Origin of the sequence: Marinomonas rhodophyticola, assembly GCF_026113935.1 — a bacterium.
Lineage (GTDB): Bacteria > Pseudomonadota > Gammaproteobacteria > Pseudomonadales > Marinomonadaceae > Marinomonas > Marinomonas rhodophyticola.
In genome coordinates this window covers 492377-507975 of record NZ_JAPEUL010000009.1, presented here as the reverse complement: position 1 = coordinate 507975, position 15599 = coordinate 492377, and the positions used below count along the sequence as shown (strand labels likewise).

At 46.2% G+C, this 15599-nt stretch carries 17 protein-coding genes, 1 pseudogene and 1 riboswitch; of the genes and pseudogenes, 10 read left to right on the top strand and 8 right to left on the bottom strand.

Annotation, left to right across the window (positions count from 1 at the left end; all coding sequences use genetic code 11):
- Positions 1-109: 109 nt before the first annotated feature.
- The 6 genes from ONZ52_RS16880 (at position 110) to ONZ52_RS16855 (ending at position 5511) form a co-directional block, all read left to right on the top strand.
- On the top strand, positions 110-1498 hold the full coding sequence (locus ONZ52_RS16880; RefSeq protein ID WP_265219866.1) for an aminotransferase-like domain-containing protein: 1389 nt from the start codon (positions 110-112) through the stop codon (positions 1496-1498).
- 242 nt (positions 1499-1740) lie between these two features.
- On the top strand, positions 1741-2382 hold the full coding sequence (locus ONZ52_RS16875) for a hypothetical protein (protein WP_265219865.1): 642 nt from the start codon (positions 1741-1743) through the stop codon (positions 2380-2382).
- Positions 2383-2385: 3 nt separating this feature from the next.
- Positions 2386-3078, top strand: a complete 693-nt coding sequence (locus tag ONZ52_RS16870) for a hypothetical protein (protein ID WP_265219864.1) — start codon at positions 2386-2388, stop codon at positions 3076-3078.
- Positions 3079-3091: 13 nt separating this feature from the next.
- Positions 3092-3775 (top strand): hypothetical protein, encoded by a 684-nt coding sequence (locus tag ONZ52_RS16865; RefSeq protein ID WP_265219863.1) that lies wholly within the window; start codon positions 3092-3094, stop codon positions 3773-3775.
- Positions 3776-4476: 701 nt separating this feature from the next.
- Positions 4477-5226: a DUF481 domain-containing protein gene (locus ONZ52_RS16860; protein ID WP_265219862.1), complete on the top strand. Its 750-nt coding sequence runs from the start codon at positions 4477-4479 to the stop codon at positions 5224-5226.
- Between the two features lie 99 nt (positions 5227-5325).
- Positions 5326-5511 carry a DUF2256 domain-containing protein gene (locus tag ONZ52_RS16855; RefSeq protein WP_321160360.1) on the top strand — a complete coding sequence of 62 codons (186 nt, stop codon included), beginning with the start codon at positions 5326-5328 and terminating at the stop codon, positions 5509-5511.
- A gap of 37 nt (positions 5512-5548) precedes the next feature.
- On the opposite strand, the gene ONZ52_RS16850 is transcribed toward ONZ52_RS16855, so the two are convergent.
- Positions 5549-6643 (bottom strand): methyl-accepting chemotaxis protein, encoded by a 1095-nt coding sequence (locus ONZ52_RS16850; protein ID WP_265219860.1) that lies wholly within the window; start codon positions 6641-6643, stop codon positions 5549-5551.
- A gap of 386 nt (positions 6644-7029) precedes the next feature.
- On the opposite strand from ONZ52_RS16850, the gene ONZ52_RS16845 reads away from it, so the two are divergent.
- From ONZ52_RS16845 to ONZ52_RS16835, 3 genes are all read left to right on the top strand, one after another.
- Positions 7030-7305, top strand: coding sequence for a SpoIIAA family protein (locus tag ONZ52_RS16845; RefSeq protein WP_265220315.1), 276 nt, complete (start codon positions 7030-7032; stop codon positions 7303-7305).
- A 219-nt stretch (positions 7306-7524) separates the two neighbouring features.
- Complete coding sequence (locus ONZ52_RS16840; protein ID WP_265219859.1) at positions 7525-8850, top strand: type II toxin-antitoxin system HipA family toxin; 1326 nt, start codon at positions 7525-7527, stop codon at positions 8848-8850.
- 81 nt (positions 8851-8931) lie between these two features.
- Positions 8932-9174 carry a helix-turn-helix transcriptional regulator gene (locus tag ONZ52_RS16835; protein WP_265219858.1) on the top strand — a complete coding sequence of 81 codons (243 nt, stop codon included), beginning with the start codon at positions 8932-8934 and terminating at the stop codon, positions 9172-9174.
- A 47-nt stretch (positions 9175-9221) separates the two neighbouring features.
- Here ONZ52_RS16835 and ONZ52_RS16830 read toward each other — a convergent pair whose 3' ends face one another.
- Positions 9222-9683, bottom strand: a complete 462-nt coding sequence (locus ONZ52_RS16830; RefSeq protein WP_265219857.1) for a hypothetical protein — start codon at positions 9681-9683, stop codon at positions 9222-9224.
- The gene (locus tag ONZ52_RS16825) at positions 9647-9913 is read right to left on the bottom strand and encodes a hypothetical protein (protein ID WP_265219856.1); all 267 of its coding nucleotides are present in this window, start codon (positions 9911-9913) and stop codon (positions 9647-9649) included. The genes ONZ52_RS16830 and ONZ52_RS16825 overlap by 37 nt, the downstream gene beginning before the upstream one ends.
- Before the next feature lie 202 nt (positions 9914-10115).
- On the opposite strand from ONZ52_RS16825, the gene mtgA reads away from it, so the two are divergent.
- On the top strand, positions 10116-10793 hold the full coding sequence (gene mtgA, locus ONZ52_RS16820) for a monofunctional biosynthetic peptidoglycan transglycosylase (protein WP_265219855.1): 678 nt from the start codon (positions 10116-10118) through the stop codon (positions 10791-10793).
- Position 10794: 1 nt separating this feature from the next.
- Here the strand turns inward: mtgA and ONZ52_RS16815 are convergent.
- The 5 genes and pseudogenes from ONZ52_RS16815 to ONZ52_RS16795 all read right to left on the bottom strand — a co-directional run bounded on the left by ONZ52_RS16815 (position 10795) and on the right by ONZ52_RS16795 (position 15194).
- Positions 10795-11473 (bottom strand): annotated as a pseudogene (locus ONZ52_RS16815) (ABC transporter ATP-binding protein).
- 92 nt (positions 11474-11565) lie between these two features.
- Positions 11566-12528, bottom strand: coding sequence for a FecCD family ABC transporter permease (locus tag ONZ52_RS16810; protein WP_265220313.1), 963 nt, complete (start codon positions 12526-12528; stop codon positions 11566-11568).
- Between the two features lie 28 nt (positions 12529-12556).
- On the bottom strand, positions 12557-13447 hold the full coding sequence (locus ONZ52_RS16805; protein ID WP_265219854.1) for a cobalamin-binding protein: 891 nt from the start codon (positions 13445-13447) through the stop codon (positions 12557-12559).
- Between the two features lie 11 nt (positions 13448-13458).
- Entirely contained in the window at positions 13459-13977 is a 519-nt protein-coding gene (locus ONZ52_RS16800; protein WP_265219853.1) for a TonB-dependent receptor domain-containing protein, read from the bottom strand.
- Between the two features lie 2 nt (positions 13978-13979).
- On the bottom strand, positions 13980-15194 hold the full coding sequence (locus tag ONZ52_RS16795) for a TonB-dependent receptor domain-containing protein (protein WP_265219852.1): 1215 nt from the start codon (positions 15192-15194) through the stop codon (positions 13980-13982).
- 117 nt (positions 15195-15311) lie between these two features.
- Positions 15312-15506, bottom strand: a riboswitch (cobalamin riboswitch).
- Positions 15507-15599 lie beyond the last annotated feature (93 nt).

Genomic DNA, 15599 nt, shown 5'->3' with positions numbered 1-15599 from the left:
TGGCCCTATAAAACCGAAAAAATGGCGATAAGAGGAGATACAGACCGACACAATTTAAAAAAACTGTTATGGTTATATTGGCAATACAATTTGAAAATTGAGGAAGAGTATGGCTCGCGCAGGCACATTAATTGAATCGGTCATGAAGGATATTGAGTCAAAAATCGCGTCGCGGGCCTACTTGCCCAATACGCGTTTACCTTCAGTCCGTGCACAGGCGAAAGCCATGCAGGTTTCGATCTCTACTGTGGTCGAAGCTTACGATCGCCTCGTAGCAGAAGGTTGTATTGTGTCTCGTCCCGGAGCAGGCTTTTATACCTCTGGCCCTATTGCGCCCTTAAACCTCACTCATATTGGCCCTAAAGTAGCGCGGGAGATCGACCCGTTATGGGTCTCACGAGAATCGTTGGAATCAACAGCAGGTTCACTTATGCCAGGCTGTGGCTGGCTTCCCTCTGAATGGTTCTATCAATCAGGTATAAAGCGCGCGCTGCGAAATCTTGCCAGAACTCATTCCTTAGATTTAACCGAATATGCGCCTCCGAAAGGCTCTCAAGCGTTTCGTCATTTCTTACAACGTCGGATGTTGAGCCATAATATTGAGGTCTCTGCTGAACAGATTATGCTCACTGAGTCTGGGACTCATGCCATTGATTTAATTGGTCGCTTTCTGCTGTCACCAGGCGATACCGTGCTGGTCGACGATCCCTGCTACTTTAACTTTCACGCTTTATTAAAAGCCCATAGAGTCAAGATTATTGGGATTCCCTATACGCCCAGTGGGCCTGACTTAGAGCGTTTCGCGCAAGCAATAAAAGACCACAACCCTAGGCTCTATCTCACCAATTCAGGTGTCCATAACCCCACAGGGGCTCATTTAGCGCCACATGTTGCCCATAAATTACTCACACTCGCTCAAGCATCAGAACTGGTTATTGTTGAAGATGATATTTTTGCCGACTTAGAAACCATTCGTTCACCACGTTTAGCGGCCTTAGATGGTCTAGATCAAGTCATTGAAATTGGTAGTTTTTCCAAAACGGTATCCGCTTCAATACGCTGTGGCTACATTGCCGCAAAGCAAGATTGGATAGAGCAATTGGTGGACTTAAAAATCGCCACATCATTCAGTGGCAATCGCTTCGATAGTGAAATCGTTTTACAAACACTGACAGATAGTGGCTATCGTAAACACATGGAAAAACTTCATCACTGGCTTGCTAAACAACGACAAAGCACAACGAAGAAGCTGATCAACTTAGGTATTCAGCCTTGGATTCAACCGAAAGACGGTATGTTTTTATGGTGCCAATTACCCACAGGTAAAAACGCCACTCAACTAGCCCGTGACTGTCTGAGTAAAGGGGTCGTGCTCGCCCCTGGCAATGTTTTTAGCCAATCTCTGAATGCCCATGACTATCTTCGATTCAATGTGGCGCAATGTACAGATGAGAAAATTTTTGAGGTATTAGCTTGGGCTTTAGACCAGCAGATATAAAAAATCTCTCGCGCCTGCCCTTTGATGTTTCAACCTCTTCTTTAAATTTGTCATTCACCAATGCCATGTCTGGCTGGGTGGCTGTGCGCGTTCAACCTAGTTCTTCATCTGGTGGATGTACTTTGCAGAAGGCTTAGTTCAGGCTAAGTTTTTATACCAAGAAAAAGCGCTTGCAATCTGTATTAATATGCATGACGCTTGTCCTGTGTCCCGAGACACAGGACAAGAGGTTTTATAATACGATGAAAAGTCAAGATATAGGTTTACTATTAAAGCTCATCTCTCTCCAACACCAAGAAAACTCGTCCTCACAAGACAGAGGTATATTCACATGGCCTCACGACTGGCGAGACTGGGAAAGCCATAGCGATGACATTGGTCAGCCGTTACTCTTCCCAACAGTAAGCAGTGAATTTCGTAATTTTGCCTACACCACTCGTAACCTTGAAGCAGAAACAGGCATAAGCAAAACTCAGATCAGCGAATCACTAAGACGCTGCATAGACATTGGCTTAGCTAAAAAAGATCGACAATTTGGCGTGCCAAGGGCTAATAAAAAAGCCCTATTTGAGTTTATTGTTTCAGGCATTAAGTATGTTTTTCCTGCCAAACTCGGTGAAGTCACTAGAGGTATAGGAACATCCTTCGCCGCGCCTATTTTACAAAACGATATTATCAGTTCGGGAGAGCTTATTCCTGTGTGGCCAGATGCAAGAGGTACAAATAAAGGGCAAGCTGTTGAGCCTTTATTTAAGTCCGTCACTCGAGCTATAAGAAAAGATCCAGACATGTATGCCATGCTCGCCTTAATCGACTCCATACGATTGGGCAATGCGCGGGAAGCCAACATAGCAAAGGACAAGCTAAAGTCTTTTTTGGAGTAAGCAATGAGCGCAAGAGACGTCCAAAAAGAAATGCTGAAGCAAGTCGCCTTAGCATTAGAGGAGCTTAGGGAAATGGTCACCTTTGTCGGCGGCTGCACAACAGCATTGCTGATCACGGATGAATTTACCGTTGAGCAAGTTAGACATACCGAAGATGTAGATCTGATTGTTAGCGTCATCGGCTATGTCGAATACAACCAATTAAAAGCTCAACTACAATCAAATGGTTTCAAAGAAACACCTCTCACTGAGGAAAATTGGCCTATTTGCGCAATGAAGCTAGGTGATCTACGAGTAGATATTATGCCCGACGACGAGGCAATTCTTGGCTTTAGTAATCGTTGGTACAAATACGCAATGGAATCTGCCATCGATTATGCCTTAGACGAAAAGCTCTCGATCAAAGTGGTTAACCCTATCGCTTTTGTTGCAACCAAGCTTGAAGCCTACAAAGGCCGAGGTAATCAAGACCCATTAGCAAGCCAAGATATCGAAGACCTTCTCAATCTAATTGATGGTAGAGAAAGCCTAGCTGCTGAAATCCGAAACGCACCAGAAGAAGTTAAGGCCTACATAGCCCAAGAGATTCAGACATTAATGACAGTTAGCGACTTTGATTACGCAGTACAAAGCACAGCAGAAGGCAGTCCAGACCGAGAAGACATCATCTACCATCGTTTAAAGGCCATTTCATAATAAGGCACGTAATATGGATATTGATTGGTTTAGCCGACAAGGGAATACACGCCAGAGCAATAACGATGCTATCGCGGTAGGTATAAGAAGTAACAAACTTGTCGTCGTTATAGTGGATGCTGCCGAGAAAGGCACCAACCCAAGTGCTTTTTCAGAGCATTGGGTAACGATACTGGCCCATACTTTCCTAGATAATCCTGACCTCCATTCAGAACCCGAAACAACTCGACTTTTAAAAGAAAAACATAGAACGCTAAAAAGACAAAACTTTCTATGCGAAGTCGCCAGCTTTTGTCTTGTCGAAATAAACCTAAATACGCTAGAAGGAAATATTGTCTGGCTCGGTGACTGTTGTATTGGCACCTCAACAAACCACGAAGTCCAATGGATTAACAAACCACATAATCTAATAAGTCAGCACCAAGTAACGGCTATACCAAACGAGTTACACAATCCGCATTTACTCACTCGATCATTAAAAGCTCGGCGCTTTCAGCAACCTGATTTTTTAAGCTTCGCATTAGAGCAAACAGACGAGCTACACTTAAGTACCGATGGCTATTGGCGAGAATACCTCGAAGAAAACACTCCTCTAAACAATTGTGAGGACGATGCAAGCCGGCTGACTGTAAGAAACATTGATCACAAATCTATAAAGCAAACTAATGAGGCGTTTAACTTCTTTTTAATTACTTAGCTGCTAGCAGCAAAAGTCGAAGAACCTTTACTTGTGACGGCAGGAACTGGAATGAACGAGAATGAGGCGTACAAAGTACCTTCGAAGTCGAAAACTAATAGACAATAGAATATGTGTTTGACGTTTTCATCCAAGCTATTTATCTTAGTAAATGCGAGCCGTGGGACTGGTTTAGCGAAAGTTTTCACCTGCGGACATAGGATAAAGAAGCCTGTATCGAAAGACACGGACTTTTTTATACCTGTCGCAGACGTCCTCTCCATCACATCTAAAAAACACTAAAAAGTAGTGAAGCGTTACCATTTTCTTAGCAAAATGGTGAAATCTAGCGAAAATCTTAGCTTCAACAGCAAAACATCCAAAATACTCTCATGACCAAAAAATCAGCCTCCTCCCTTGAATGCCGGCTATTTACACTCTTTTCATCAAATCCTAATTTACAATTTTGTGGGGATACCTCAACATCTGCCCCCTATTTACGCACTCTGAAGAATGAATAAAAATTGCAGAAACAACTAGGTAGCCGAGTTGCTTTCGTAAGAATGTTAGTTTTTAACGTGTTTGCTGCTCACCAGAAGTAGCCACACGAACCATACACACTTGGATGTATTGTTGCTCATCGGTGTGTATGACATCAATGAAATAACAAATGCCGTTAACCATACCTCATTTTAATGGCCGATAAATATAGAGAAACTCCAATGAAAAACAGATACCAATTACCCTTGTTGGCCATATTTGCGACCCAAGTGGCCTACGCGGCAGAAACGAACCCTCAGAATAAGACCGACAAATCTTGGCAAGGCTCTGCCGAATTAGGTGTGTTATTAACATCCGGTAACAGCGACACCACCAACCTCAATAGTAAGTTCAACATTATCCAACAGCTAAAAACTTGGCGTCACACTTATACCTTTGCTTCCATTTATGCCGAATCCGACGACACTAAAACAGAGGAGCAATATCGTGGTTCGGTCCAAGCCGATTACATCTTTAACGATCGTCAATTTTGGTACTTACGGGGCGCTTATAATAAGGATTTGTTCTCAGGCTATGAATACCAGAGTTCAGCATCAACCGGTTACGGTAATCGATTCTGGCAAGAAAAAGATGGTTCTTATTTAGAAGCGTCGGTGGGTGTCGGTTATCGAAATAATAAGATCGACGAAGACTACACAACAGACTCTTCAGAACGGACGCCGATAGCACGATTCAGTGCAACCTACGAAGAACACCTTTCTAAAACGTCGTTGTTTAAACAGGAGCTAAACACAGAAATCAGTACCGAAAATGGCAACTCAATCTCAGAGTCCACTTCATCGCTGCAAGCAAACATAGTCGACAACCTTGCGATGAAACTGTCTTACCGAGTCAAACATTCGACGGATGTGCCTGTTGATACGAAAAAAATCAGCACAGAAACCTCTGTCTCTGTACTCTATTCGTTTTAGGTTAATTAGGGGCAGATGAATATTAAACGCTCAGGCTCGGCCTCGTGAACAGCATTATTTTCATCAGCCCCCGATTTAGCAATTTGCCAATCATTAAAAATGATCCAATCTGCTGTTAAATACGTAAACAAGGCAATGACACACAAAAAACCTCATTTACCCGAAAAGATTTGCCTGGTCTGCCAGCGTCCATTTGCGTGGCGTAAGAAATGGGAGCGTGATTGGTCGCAAGTGAAATACTGTTCTGAACGATGCAAGCGCCAAGCAAAAAAAGAGGCCAATTAGCCCACCTCTTTTTTATTCTTTCGACGCCTACTTAGTGTTATCCAATGGTCTCTTGAAGCTGAGTTGATAGCGCTTTTGCTTCGAGGGTTCGTTCATTGAGGTGTTTTAATCGTTCGTTCACTTCCACAGCCAATTTGCCAATGTTAATTTGTTTGGCAGAATTTTCCTTAACCAGTTGGTTAATACCATGTACTTTGGTACAAATTTCAACCAGAGATTCACCGGCTTTTTTAGTGAGTTCGACGGTATTTTGTACCGATTGAACGCTGCCGTCGATGTTGTTTACCGCTTGTGTCACGCCCTTTTGCAGGCTTTCGATCATGGCTTGAATGTCTTGGGTGGATTGTTGAGTTTTGCTAGCAAGGTTACGTACTTCATCGGCGACAACAGCGAAACCTCGGCCTTGCTCGCCTGCCCGCGCGGCTTCAATAGCGGCATTCAGCGCCAACAAATTCGTTTGGTCTGCAATACTACGAATCACATCGAGTACAGATGAGATTTGCGTCGAATTGTTCGACAGCTGGTTGATCACATCCGCTGTCGAGGACACTTGCTGAGTAAGCTCTTGCAGGACATTTTCAGCTAATTGCAAATTGCGCTGACCTTGATTGGCATCGTTTACCAGAGTACCGACTTGTTGAGCGATAATTTCAGTGTTGGCAGCAACGCCTTGAATCAGCGGAGCACTGTGTTGGCGGCGCTCAAGAATATCAGACAGATCTTGTTCTTGTTGATTGGTAATCTGACTCAGCGCATCAATGTGACTCTGCAATACGGTATTTCGTTCCGTGACAGACCCTTCTTCTTGTTTTGGCTGTGTTAACTCGTGAAGGACACGATCGACCCAACGTGGAAAGTCATCTGCATTTGTCTGCAAGCTAAACTGAGAATGAATGGCAGAATGCTTAGCCAGTGTGTCCCTGATAGATTGCAACATTTGATCTTGCTGACGACCTTTTTTCTGGCCGATGGCAATCGCCAATATGGCGACGGCGGTAAGCAGCCAAACCAATATCAAACTGATAACCGTTGGCAAACTAATGGTTAGCATGAGCTGAATTGTCAACGCAATGGCCGCCAGGATTGCCGTGGTCAGCAACCCAGTAAACCATACACTCTGTCTCGCATTCATGATGAATTCCTATTCTTATTGTTGTGATTAATGCTTTCAAAAATTCAATAAGAACACAAAACAGATGTAATGAATAATTGTTTATCTGTTAACCAATTTCAATTTTGAGATAGGCACCTTAAGTCCCCCCTTTTTCTATTGCCTTTACTGACAGTCATGACAAAAAACACAAATTCTACACCGCTTGTTGACCATCTATGCTGAGTTAATCAACTTTCATACAGACCGCTTTGCTTTACAGTATTCGTATCAATTAAAAGTGATTCAGGAGCGAGTTATGTCTAACTACAAAAGCGGTGTTTCGCTAAAGGCAGCGCGTTATAACGACAAGCTGTTACTTAACATGAAAACATCAGGCCACCCAAGCGAGCCTCGATTTTGAACGCATTATGCCTCAGTTAGAGGCGGCGATTTATTCTATCCATTCCCCTTACGCGGTGTTGCTAGTCGATATTAGTGAATTCGAAGGCTGGAGTATAAAAAGCGCGTGGGAGGAGTTTTTATTAAGCCAACGACTCGGTGGTGAGTTTAATCGTATTGCCATCTATGGAAAGAGTCGTTGGCAAAATAGACTCATTCGCGTCATAAGTTGGTTTATCTCGGCGGATATCAAGGTATTCAAGCGTAAGAAAGAAGCGACTGACTGGGTGATGGCTTCTTAAGTCGGTCTTGGACGGTTGGACTTAACAAACCCTTTATAAGTACAGCAGTAGATTATTAATATCAGAGATGTAAGTGGCTCCACAAATCCATTTGCCACCACATAAAATGAGCAAAACTATGCTCACAAATAACCTTAAAAGATATTTTTGAGCAATTAATTTCTCATAAAATACTTTTTATAGCTATAATGAGCAAAACTATGCACATACAGGCATTCGATGAAAACACTTACTATCCAAGCTCTGACTCAACAACAATGGCGCGATATCGCTATATTAAAACTACTCAATCCTGAAAGAGGAACAGCTAGCCCGAGTCGTCTTGGTTATGAGTTTGAATATTCCGTCGAGTGGTTAGATCTTAACGATGAGCGTGCTTGCAGCTTAGTGTTACCCGTACAAATTATGATTGAGCATGAAGCCGATCATTGGTTTGGCTTTTTAGAAGATATTGCTCCGGCTGGTGCAGCCCGTCGATATTTAATCGACTTATGGGGACTTCAAACCCTTTCTTCTGGTGAACAAGACACTGCCTTATTGGAGAAAGGTACTATTGCGCCAGTTGGCAATTTGAGAATAAAAGAGTCTCTCCCCACCTTACCAGCTGATTCCACTCTTCATCTTAGAAAATTCACTTTAAATGATGTGGTCGAACGCGACTCTAGCTTTTTAGAATATGCTCAAGAGATGGGAGCCATTAGTGGTGGTGCAACGGGCGCAGGAGGCGAAGCCCCCAAACTGTTAGTGCGTTGCTCAGCACAAGGAGAAATTTGGATTGATACGTTTCAAGAGCAACATGATATTGCTGATGCTCATTATCTGGTGAAGTTCCCACGTGGTCGCAAGACACGAGATGACTGCGATATTCTACGAGCGGAGTATCATTTCTACCATGAATTAACTGATATGGGATTTAATACGATCAGCACAGAGAAAATGAAGCTACTAGAGGGAAGCCGATACCCTTCTCTTTGGCTTCCAAGGTTTGATACTCATTGGAATGAATTCAACTGGGAACGCTATGGTTTGGAATCTATTTTTTCTGTGTTAAACAAACCTGCTGGGAGCTACCTTAATCATTTTGAGGTCATCCGTTCTGTTTGTAACGTACTACAAAAGCAGTCAACAGAGTTTAATACAGAAGCATTTGTTTGCGAATGGCTAAGCCGCGACTTGCTCAATATCGCTTTCGGCAACCCTGATAATCATGGTCGTAATACTGCCCTACTTAAAAAGCCTAGCGATATTTGGTTATCACCCATTTATGACTTTGCACCAATGAAAGTAGATCCTGAAGGTATCACTAGAACCACAAAATGGGGATCACCATTTGAAGAAGGCGGAGAGTATCGCTGGCAAGCCATTACAGAAGAGCTTGATGATTTATGCCCGTATGACACTTCATTCTCAGCATTAAAACAAACCGCAAGCAAGCTTCTTGGTTTACAACAACGCCTGGAGGCGAGAGGCGTACCTGAACGTATTTTAGAGGTTATTCAAGTTAAATGGTTAGAAACGAAACTAGCACGTTGGGGTCTTTTATGAACATGACAGCTTCCGAACGCCAAGCTTTATTAGTAGAGCTTCTACAACAGCACATGTTAGGTGGGCTTCACCCAAGGACAAATGTTAAAACGCCTTCGTAAGGAGGTATTGGGCTTTTCTCAAACTCGCTATGCAGAGTTAGTTGGAGTGAGCCGTCGTACCTTGACGGATATCGAACAAGACAAAGGCAGCCAAGTACAAAGCATTATCGACAAGGTATTCAAGCCACTAGGAATGAAATCTGGACTAACGCCAATTCATCCTCATGTCGCGAAACATATAATGGCTGGCACTCAACTTGATGGCGACTTAAAGGTGAAATAGCAATATTGTAAGCTCTAGCTCCATAAGTAATCGAACTAATCCACCCCCTACTTTATCCACTCAGCTAAACGTTCTGACTCCGGCCACCAAGTAAAAACATCCAGCCAAGCATTGGCATCTGGGCTGAACCAGTAACCCGCAGCACAGCCGAGCACTAACACCAATGAAGCCAGTGGTTCACCCCAATCCGTTAGTTTCAGTGCGCTACCAAATGAGCGTTTAATACGCATGCCAGACAGTTCAATACTGTAGAGTTCATCCAGAATCAGATGGATGGTCGCGCCAAAGAAGATAAATCCGCCAATGCCCCAAGCGGTTTTCGCCTCCAGTGCAAACAAGTGGTAAGCGGTAGGTACGGCAAAAGCCGCAAACATAACATTCGCAAGCAAACTGTGCAGCGCCCCTCTGTGTATGGTGAATTGTTCAAACACCCACTGGATGGGGAAGCGCACGACGAGATAGCTCACGATCGCTAAGGCAAGCACTTGCCAATGGAGCAGTTTATCCAACGAAAATGCGATGGCGAAGTCCCCGCGACCAATGCTCCAAACAATCGAAAGACTAATCGAATCGCGGCGGAGTCATCGGCGTCAATATCAGGCAATAAGCCTCCCAGCGTTCCAGCCAAAGCGTAAAAAATCGCCTCGTTCATATTGGCGTAGTCCAAAATAAAGGCGCTCGCGGCCAATGGTGCACTGAGTATGGCGGCCACGGTAACGTGGGTTTTGAAATCAGCCATATAGGGGTATCCTTGTTGTTTTATAAGGTGAAATCCGCTTTTGCGGAGGATAAAATTTCGATGGGCGCATGCTACAGGAATCGAGATCTAGAATCTGCGCACGCTAAATTAAAGATTCATTAAAGATTCGCTTCTTTATTGTTTATACTTGTGTAAGCAATAGGCTAAGAAAAGCCTCGTTAAACCGATTAAGAGACAATGAATGGCAAAGCGTAAACGCGGTATTTTCAAAACAATTTGGGCCATTCTGTGGCGCACTTTGCTGTTACTGGTGCTTGTTTTACTGGTGTTTCGCTTTGCGCCAATACCCACAACAGCGTTTATGCTGCAAAGCGATTATCCAGTGAAACAGACATGGATCAGCATTGATGAGTTGCCGCCTCATATGCCGTTGGCGGTGGTGGCGTCAGAAGATCAGCGTTTCCCTGAGCACTTTGGTGTCGACTTTGCAGCGATTAGCAAAGCGCTAAGCCAATACGACGATGGCGACGGCCTGCGTGGTGCCAGTACCATTACCCAACAAACCGCAAAAAATCTCTTTCTGTGGTCGGGCAGAAGCTTTGTTCGCAAAGGTTTAGAAGCCGGTTTAGCAATAGGGCTGGAAACACTTTGGGGTAAAAAGCGTATCTTAGAAGTGTATTTAAACATAGCAGAATTTGGCAAAGGCATTTACGGTGTCGAAGCCGCAAGCCAGCATTATTTTGGTCGATCCGCTAGCAGACTCACCATGAATCAAGCAGCACGACTTGCCGTGCTACTCCCCAGTCCACGAACTCGCAGCCCTAATAATTTAACCTATTATCTTCGCCAAAGAGTCGACTGGATTGAAGTGCAAATGCAGCAACTTGGTCCTGACTATTTAAAACCGATTCTTCAGTAAATCAGGCGACTGGCACAAACAATGGTTTGCCGTTGAGCGTCGTCATGGCAAGTTTTTGACGATACAGCGGCTCTAGATTGTCTTGCGTTAATAAGTTGGCGGCTTCTCCCCAAATGGGCGGACGATCTGGGTATAAAAGCAACACATGAGAACACCATTGAGCGGCCACATTCACATCATGTAGAGACATAACAACCACTTTGCCCACATTAGCTTGTTCTGCGAGTAAGCCCATAGCCGCGACTTGATAATGCAAGTCCAGATGATTCGTCGGTTCGTCCACCAGCCATACCTGTGGTGCTTGCGCCATTAAGGCAGCTAATGCTGCACGCTGGCGTTCTCCGCCCGATAAACTGCTTAATGGTCGCTGCGCAAAATCCACTAGATCCAAACGTGCTAACGCAGCATAAGCCAACGCCACGTCCCGTTCACTTTCCATTTCCCAAGGGGATAAATGCGGAAAGCGTCCCAACAAAACACTTTCTAATACGGTAGCAGGGAAGCCATCTTGATATTCTTGAAACATGATGCCGATGTGCTGCGCCAAGGTTAAGCGAGGCAGCTGGGACATCGGCTGATGATTGAGCCTCAATTTGACCAGAGGCGGGAGGGAGCAACGCCGCCAACGTATGCAATAAGGTGGTTTTACCGACACCATTAGGCCCTAAAATGCCCCACATTTGCCCGGCTTGAAAGCGGATAGATAAGGCATTGTCAGAGCATGTCGGCTTATTGGGTATCGCGGCCAACAGCTGAATTAAAGCAAGTTCGCTCATAAACGCCCCCGCTGCAACAAATACAAAAATGTCGGCACACCCAGTAACGCAGTAATCACGCCCACGGGGAGTTGCTCCGGAGCAATCACGGTGCGCGCCAAGGTGTCGGCAAGTGTCACTAAACAACCACCCGCTAGCGCGCTAGCGGGTAAAATGAGCCTCTGATCATTGCCCAGCACCATGCGCAGCATATGCGGAATCACCAAGCCGACAAAGCCCACACTGCCCGCTGTTGTTACGGCGATGGCCGTGAGTAAGCTGGCTAGCAGAAACACCAAACGCTCTAAACTTTTCACATTGACACCCAGTGCTGCCGCTTGCAAAGGCCCACGCGCCAACACATTAAGACTTCTTCCCAGCGGCATCAGTACCATGCAGGTCGGAATCAGCACCAACCAAGCAATCCAAGGTGTACTGGCGTAAGACAAATCGCCCATGAGCCAATACAACATGCCAGGGATTTTATGGGGTGGGGCCAAGGCTAACATCAGGGTGATTAACGCTCCCCAACCAGCGGCAATCACCACCCCAGTTAATAATAAACGCATAGGTGCCGTACTACCCAAACGGGTAGACAAGCCAAACACTAACAATGTCGAAAGCACCGCACCAATAAACGCCATACCAGACATGAATACGCCACCAATGCCTAGCAAAATCGCAGCCAAGGCCGCTACCGAGGCGCCACCAGAAATCCCTAGCACATAAGGGTCAGCGAGCGGGTTGCGCAAAAGAATCTGCATCAACGCCCCCGCTACCGCTAGTAAGCCACCCGTCGCAAACCCCGCCATCACACGGGGTAAACGCAGTTCCAGTACCAAGGTTTGATTCAGTCCTGACCCTTGCCCTAACAAAGCGTGCCAAACAGCGACAGGCGATAAACTCACACTGCCCTGCGTGACAGCAAACACAATGCTCAATAGCGACATGATCGCCAATATGGCCAGCGGTAACAGCATGCTGAAGCGGTTTATTAATGGTAAGGGTTTAACGTCGAGCACGGGCAATATCCAGTTTCTCACAGAGGATTTGGGCGCCCTCTAATAGACGCGGTGTTGGCCGCTGAATCAGCGAAGGCGGCACAAAAAACAAATTGTCTTTTTGAGTCGCAAGCAAATTGGGGAAAGCGCGCCATGGATCCAACCAGGCCGCGTTCTGCTCTCCCATCCCCCCGGTCACAATGGCTTCTGGGTTTTCCAGCAATACGGCTTCTTGACTCAGTCGAGGAATCAAACGCGGAGAATCGGCGAACACATTGATGCCACCACAGAGACTCACGACCTTGCTAATATAATGACTCGCATTCATCGACATCAGAGGCTCCGCCCAAACTTGATAAAAAGTCCGCACCGGCGAGGCCTCTTTATAGCGCTCACGTAAGGCCTGTATTCCACTGCTAAAACGTTCTGCTTCCGCATCGGCCACGGTTGAAGTGCCGGCCAATTTGCCCAAGTTTTCAATGTTGCGCGCAATGTCTTTGAACTCATAAGGTTCTACGTAATATACCGGCAAGCCTAATCGTACTAGGGTATCAATCTGTTCTGACGGATTACCGGTTCCCCAAGCCAACACCAGATCCGGCTGTAAGCTGAGCAAACGCTCCAAATCAAGGCGCGTATGACTACCAACAGAAGCGACGCTTTTTACCGCTTCTGGGTAATCACTGTAAGACACGACCGCCACGACACTGGCGCCCGCTCCTGCCGCGTAGATAAGCTCGGTTGCTCCCGGCGATAAGGCGGCAATCCGCGTTGCCGCTTGCTCAAGACACACGGTCTGACCACGGTCATCAAGCACACAAATCGCGTCGGCAAAGGCCGCGGGCACAAATGCCCAACCGCCTAGCCACCCTAACAATACTAATAAAATAATACGCATCGGATTCGTCATTAAAATGCCGAATAGTTAAGCGTTAGGAAAACACCACGCCCCGGATTTATATAATCTTTGGCAGTTTGGTATTCTTTATCAAGAGCATTCTTCACACTCAACTCAGCGTTCCAATCGATGGCAAAATCGTAACTGGCACGCAAATCCAAAGTAACGTACCCTGGCAACATTTCATCGCTGCCTAAAGTCGTCGCACGGCCGTTGGCACCAATCAAGGTCATGCCTATTTGGCCCTGTTCAAACGTACGATCTAGACTAAGACGCGCACTACGCTGAGCACGCTTAGGCAGTTGAAAACCCGTCTCATCGTCCTTGGCGTCCAACCAAGTAAACGCGGCACCAAGTCGCCATTGTTCCAGCGTCAAACCAGACGATAACTCGATTCCCTGCGCGGTAGAGTCCACATTATAGGCTTTCCAAGACCCTGTGTAGTTAGACCAAATAACGAGATCACCATAGGAAGCGTCAAACACCGCCACATCCCAATATCGGTCGCCATAGTCGGCACGAATTCCCACTTCTACTGTTTTAGAGCGTGTGGCATCCAGTGTGGGATCGCCACTACCGGATAATACAAGTCATTAAACGTAGGAGCGGCAAAAGCTTCGCCATAGCTGGCGCGCAGTCGATGAATCGCATCGAGCTTATAACCCGCCGCCACGCCACCCGTTGTTGAATCTCCATAGGCACTATTATGATCTTGGCGAAGATTGAGCTGTAAGCTGGTCACTCCAAAATCAAACAAGGCCTGCGCAAAGGCCGCGTCATTACGACGGTCTGGTGCTTGATAGCGCGTCACATCCACACTGTCTTCAGAGGTTTCCGCACCCAATACAAATTCATGATCGTCTGCCCAAACCGTATTACTCCAACGAGCAGTTTGTGTCGTCGTCGCGTAGGTTTCCGCAGAGGACACCGTGGTTCTATCGTTGCGGGCCTGAGAAACTTTGAACTCTGTCTCCCAATTGTCCGTCACCGGAAAGCTGGCCCCCAGACCGATCACTTGCACCTGGTAATCACTTTCGTCACCCACATAATGATTGCGTCCTGCGCTGTTCATTACCAAGCTGCTGATACGTGCACCGCTATCAAATTGGTGCCCAACATTGAGTAATATATTTTCATTGCGATAGCCTTGAGCCTCTTCCCCTTTTTTGACTATGTCACCGTCGGTCTCAAAGATTCCAGCCGACAAGAGGTACTGAGTATTATCACGGGAGCCCGCTAAGGTTAGCTCTGTTGTTTTGGTATTAAACGACCCCGCACCGATGGCGAGATTCGCTTCAGGCTCGTCTCCCGCTTCGGGTAAAAACATCTGAATCACGCCACCCACCGCGTCCGCACCGTAGAGCGTGGCTTTCGGCCCACGAACCATTTCTAGGCGATCAATCAAAGAAGCTGGAATGTTTTCAAAAGGCGCCCCACCCGACGTTGCGGAATACAGCGGAATACCGTCTAACAAAAACTTAGTCGATTCAGCCCCCGCGCCACGCATGTAGACACTGGTGGTTTTTCCGTAACCACCATTTGAACTGACGTCGACGCCGGGCTGAGCGGCCAGTAACTCGGTTATTTGTTGCGCTTGCTGGGCGTTCACTTCTTCTGCGTCGATGACGGTGACAGAAAAAAGCGAATCGGCAGTGCTCACTGGTGTTGATGTTGCCGTGACGACCAAAGGCGATAAGGTTGACGATGAATCCGATGTTGTCTCTGCCTGAGCCGAAACGACGGACATGACACTACACGCCACGAGGGTTCTCGTGAACGCAGGAGTAAATTGAGTTTTCATAAATAAGATCTACTGTTGCACTGAGCACGCCCGCACAGTGATGACATTTGGTTCACGCTTGCGCAGAACCCCCAGCTACAGGCAGGTCTCCGGACTCAAAAGTTGCGAATGCAGGCTTTGCCGCCTTCCCATGGCAAACCACAGTGGCGTATTGGCAGAGTTTGACTTTTTTACCGTTGCGGGGGCAGCGTCAGAATTGCACTGACTTCCCTATTATTGCGGACACAGAGGTCCACAACCTGTAACGGCGCGTACTCTAACACAGAGCGAAGATAACGCTAAATGAATGCACTTCACGCACAGATTAAAGACATTATATTTTAAGGGACCTGGCCCCTTTAAAAGCGTTAA

What these genes read in the sequence shown, in the direction of transcription:
- ONZ52_RS16880 (WP_265219866.1), top strand. Translation starts at nt 110, where the DNA reads ATGGCTCGCGCAGGCACATTAATTGAATCGGTCATGAAGGATATTGAG.
- ONZ52_RS16875 (WP_265219865.1), top strand. Translation starts at nt 1,741, where the DNA reads ATGAAAAGTCAAGATATAGGTTTACTATTAAAGCTCATCTCTCTCCAA.
- ONZ52_RS16870 (WP_265219864.1), top strand. Translation starts at nt 2,386, where the DNA reads ATGAGCGCAAGAGACGTCCAAAAAGAAATGCTGAAGCAAGTCGCCTTA.
- ONZ52_RS16865 (WP_265219863.1), top strand. Translation starts at nt 3,092, where the DNA reads ATGGATATTGATTGGTTTAGCCGACAAGGGAATACACGCCAGAGCAAT.
- ONZ52_RS16860 (WP_265219862.1), top strand. Translation starts at nt 4,477, where the DNA reads ATGAAAAACAGATACCAATTACCCTTGTTGGCCATATTTGCGACCCAA.
- ONZ52_RS16855 (WP_321160360.1), top strand. Translation starts at nt 5,326, where the DNA reads ATGATCCAATCTGCTGTTAAATACGTAAACAAGGCAATGACACACAAA.
- ONZ52_RS16850 (WP_265219860.1), bottom strand. Translation starts at nt 6,643, where the DNA reads ATGAATGCGAGACAGAGTGTATGGTTTACTGGGTTGCTGACCACGGCA.
- ONZ52_RS16840 (WP_265219859.1), top strand. Translation starts at nt 7,525, where the DNA reads ATGAAAACACTTACTATCCAAGCTCTGACTCAACAACAATGGCGCGAT.
- ONZ52_RS16835 (WP_265219858.1), top strand. Translation starts at nt 8,932, where the DNA reads ATGTTAAAACGCCTTCGTAAGGAGGTATTGGGCTTTTCTCAAACTCGC.
- ONZ52_RS16825 (WP_265219856.1), bottom strand. Translation starts at nt 9,913, where the DNA reads ATGGCTGATTTCAAAACCCACGTTACCGTGGCCGCCATACTCAGTGCA.
- mtgA (WP_265219855.1), top strand. Translation starts at nt 10,116, where the DNA reads ATGGCAAAGCGTAAACGCGGTATTTTCAAAACAATTTGGGCCATTCTG.
- ONZ52_RS16810 (WP_265220313.1), bottom strand. Translation starts at nt 12,528, where the DNA reads ATGCTGTTACCGCTGGCCATATTGGCGATCATGTCGCTATTGAGCATT.
- ONZ52_RS16805 (WP_265219854.1), bottom strand. Translation starts at nt 13,447, where the DNA reads ATGCGTATTATTTTATTAGTATTGTTAGGGTGGCTAGGCGGTTGGGCA.
- ONZ52_RS16795 (WP_265219852.1), bottom strand. Translation starts at nt 15,194, where the DNA reads ATGTCCGTCGTTTCGGCTCAGGCAGAGACAACATCGGATTCATCGTCA.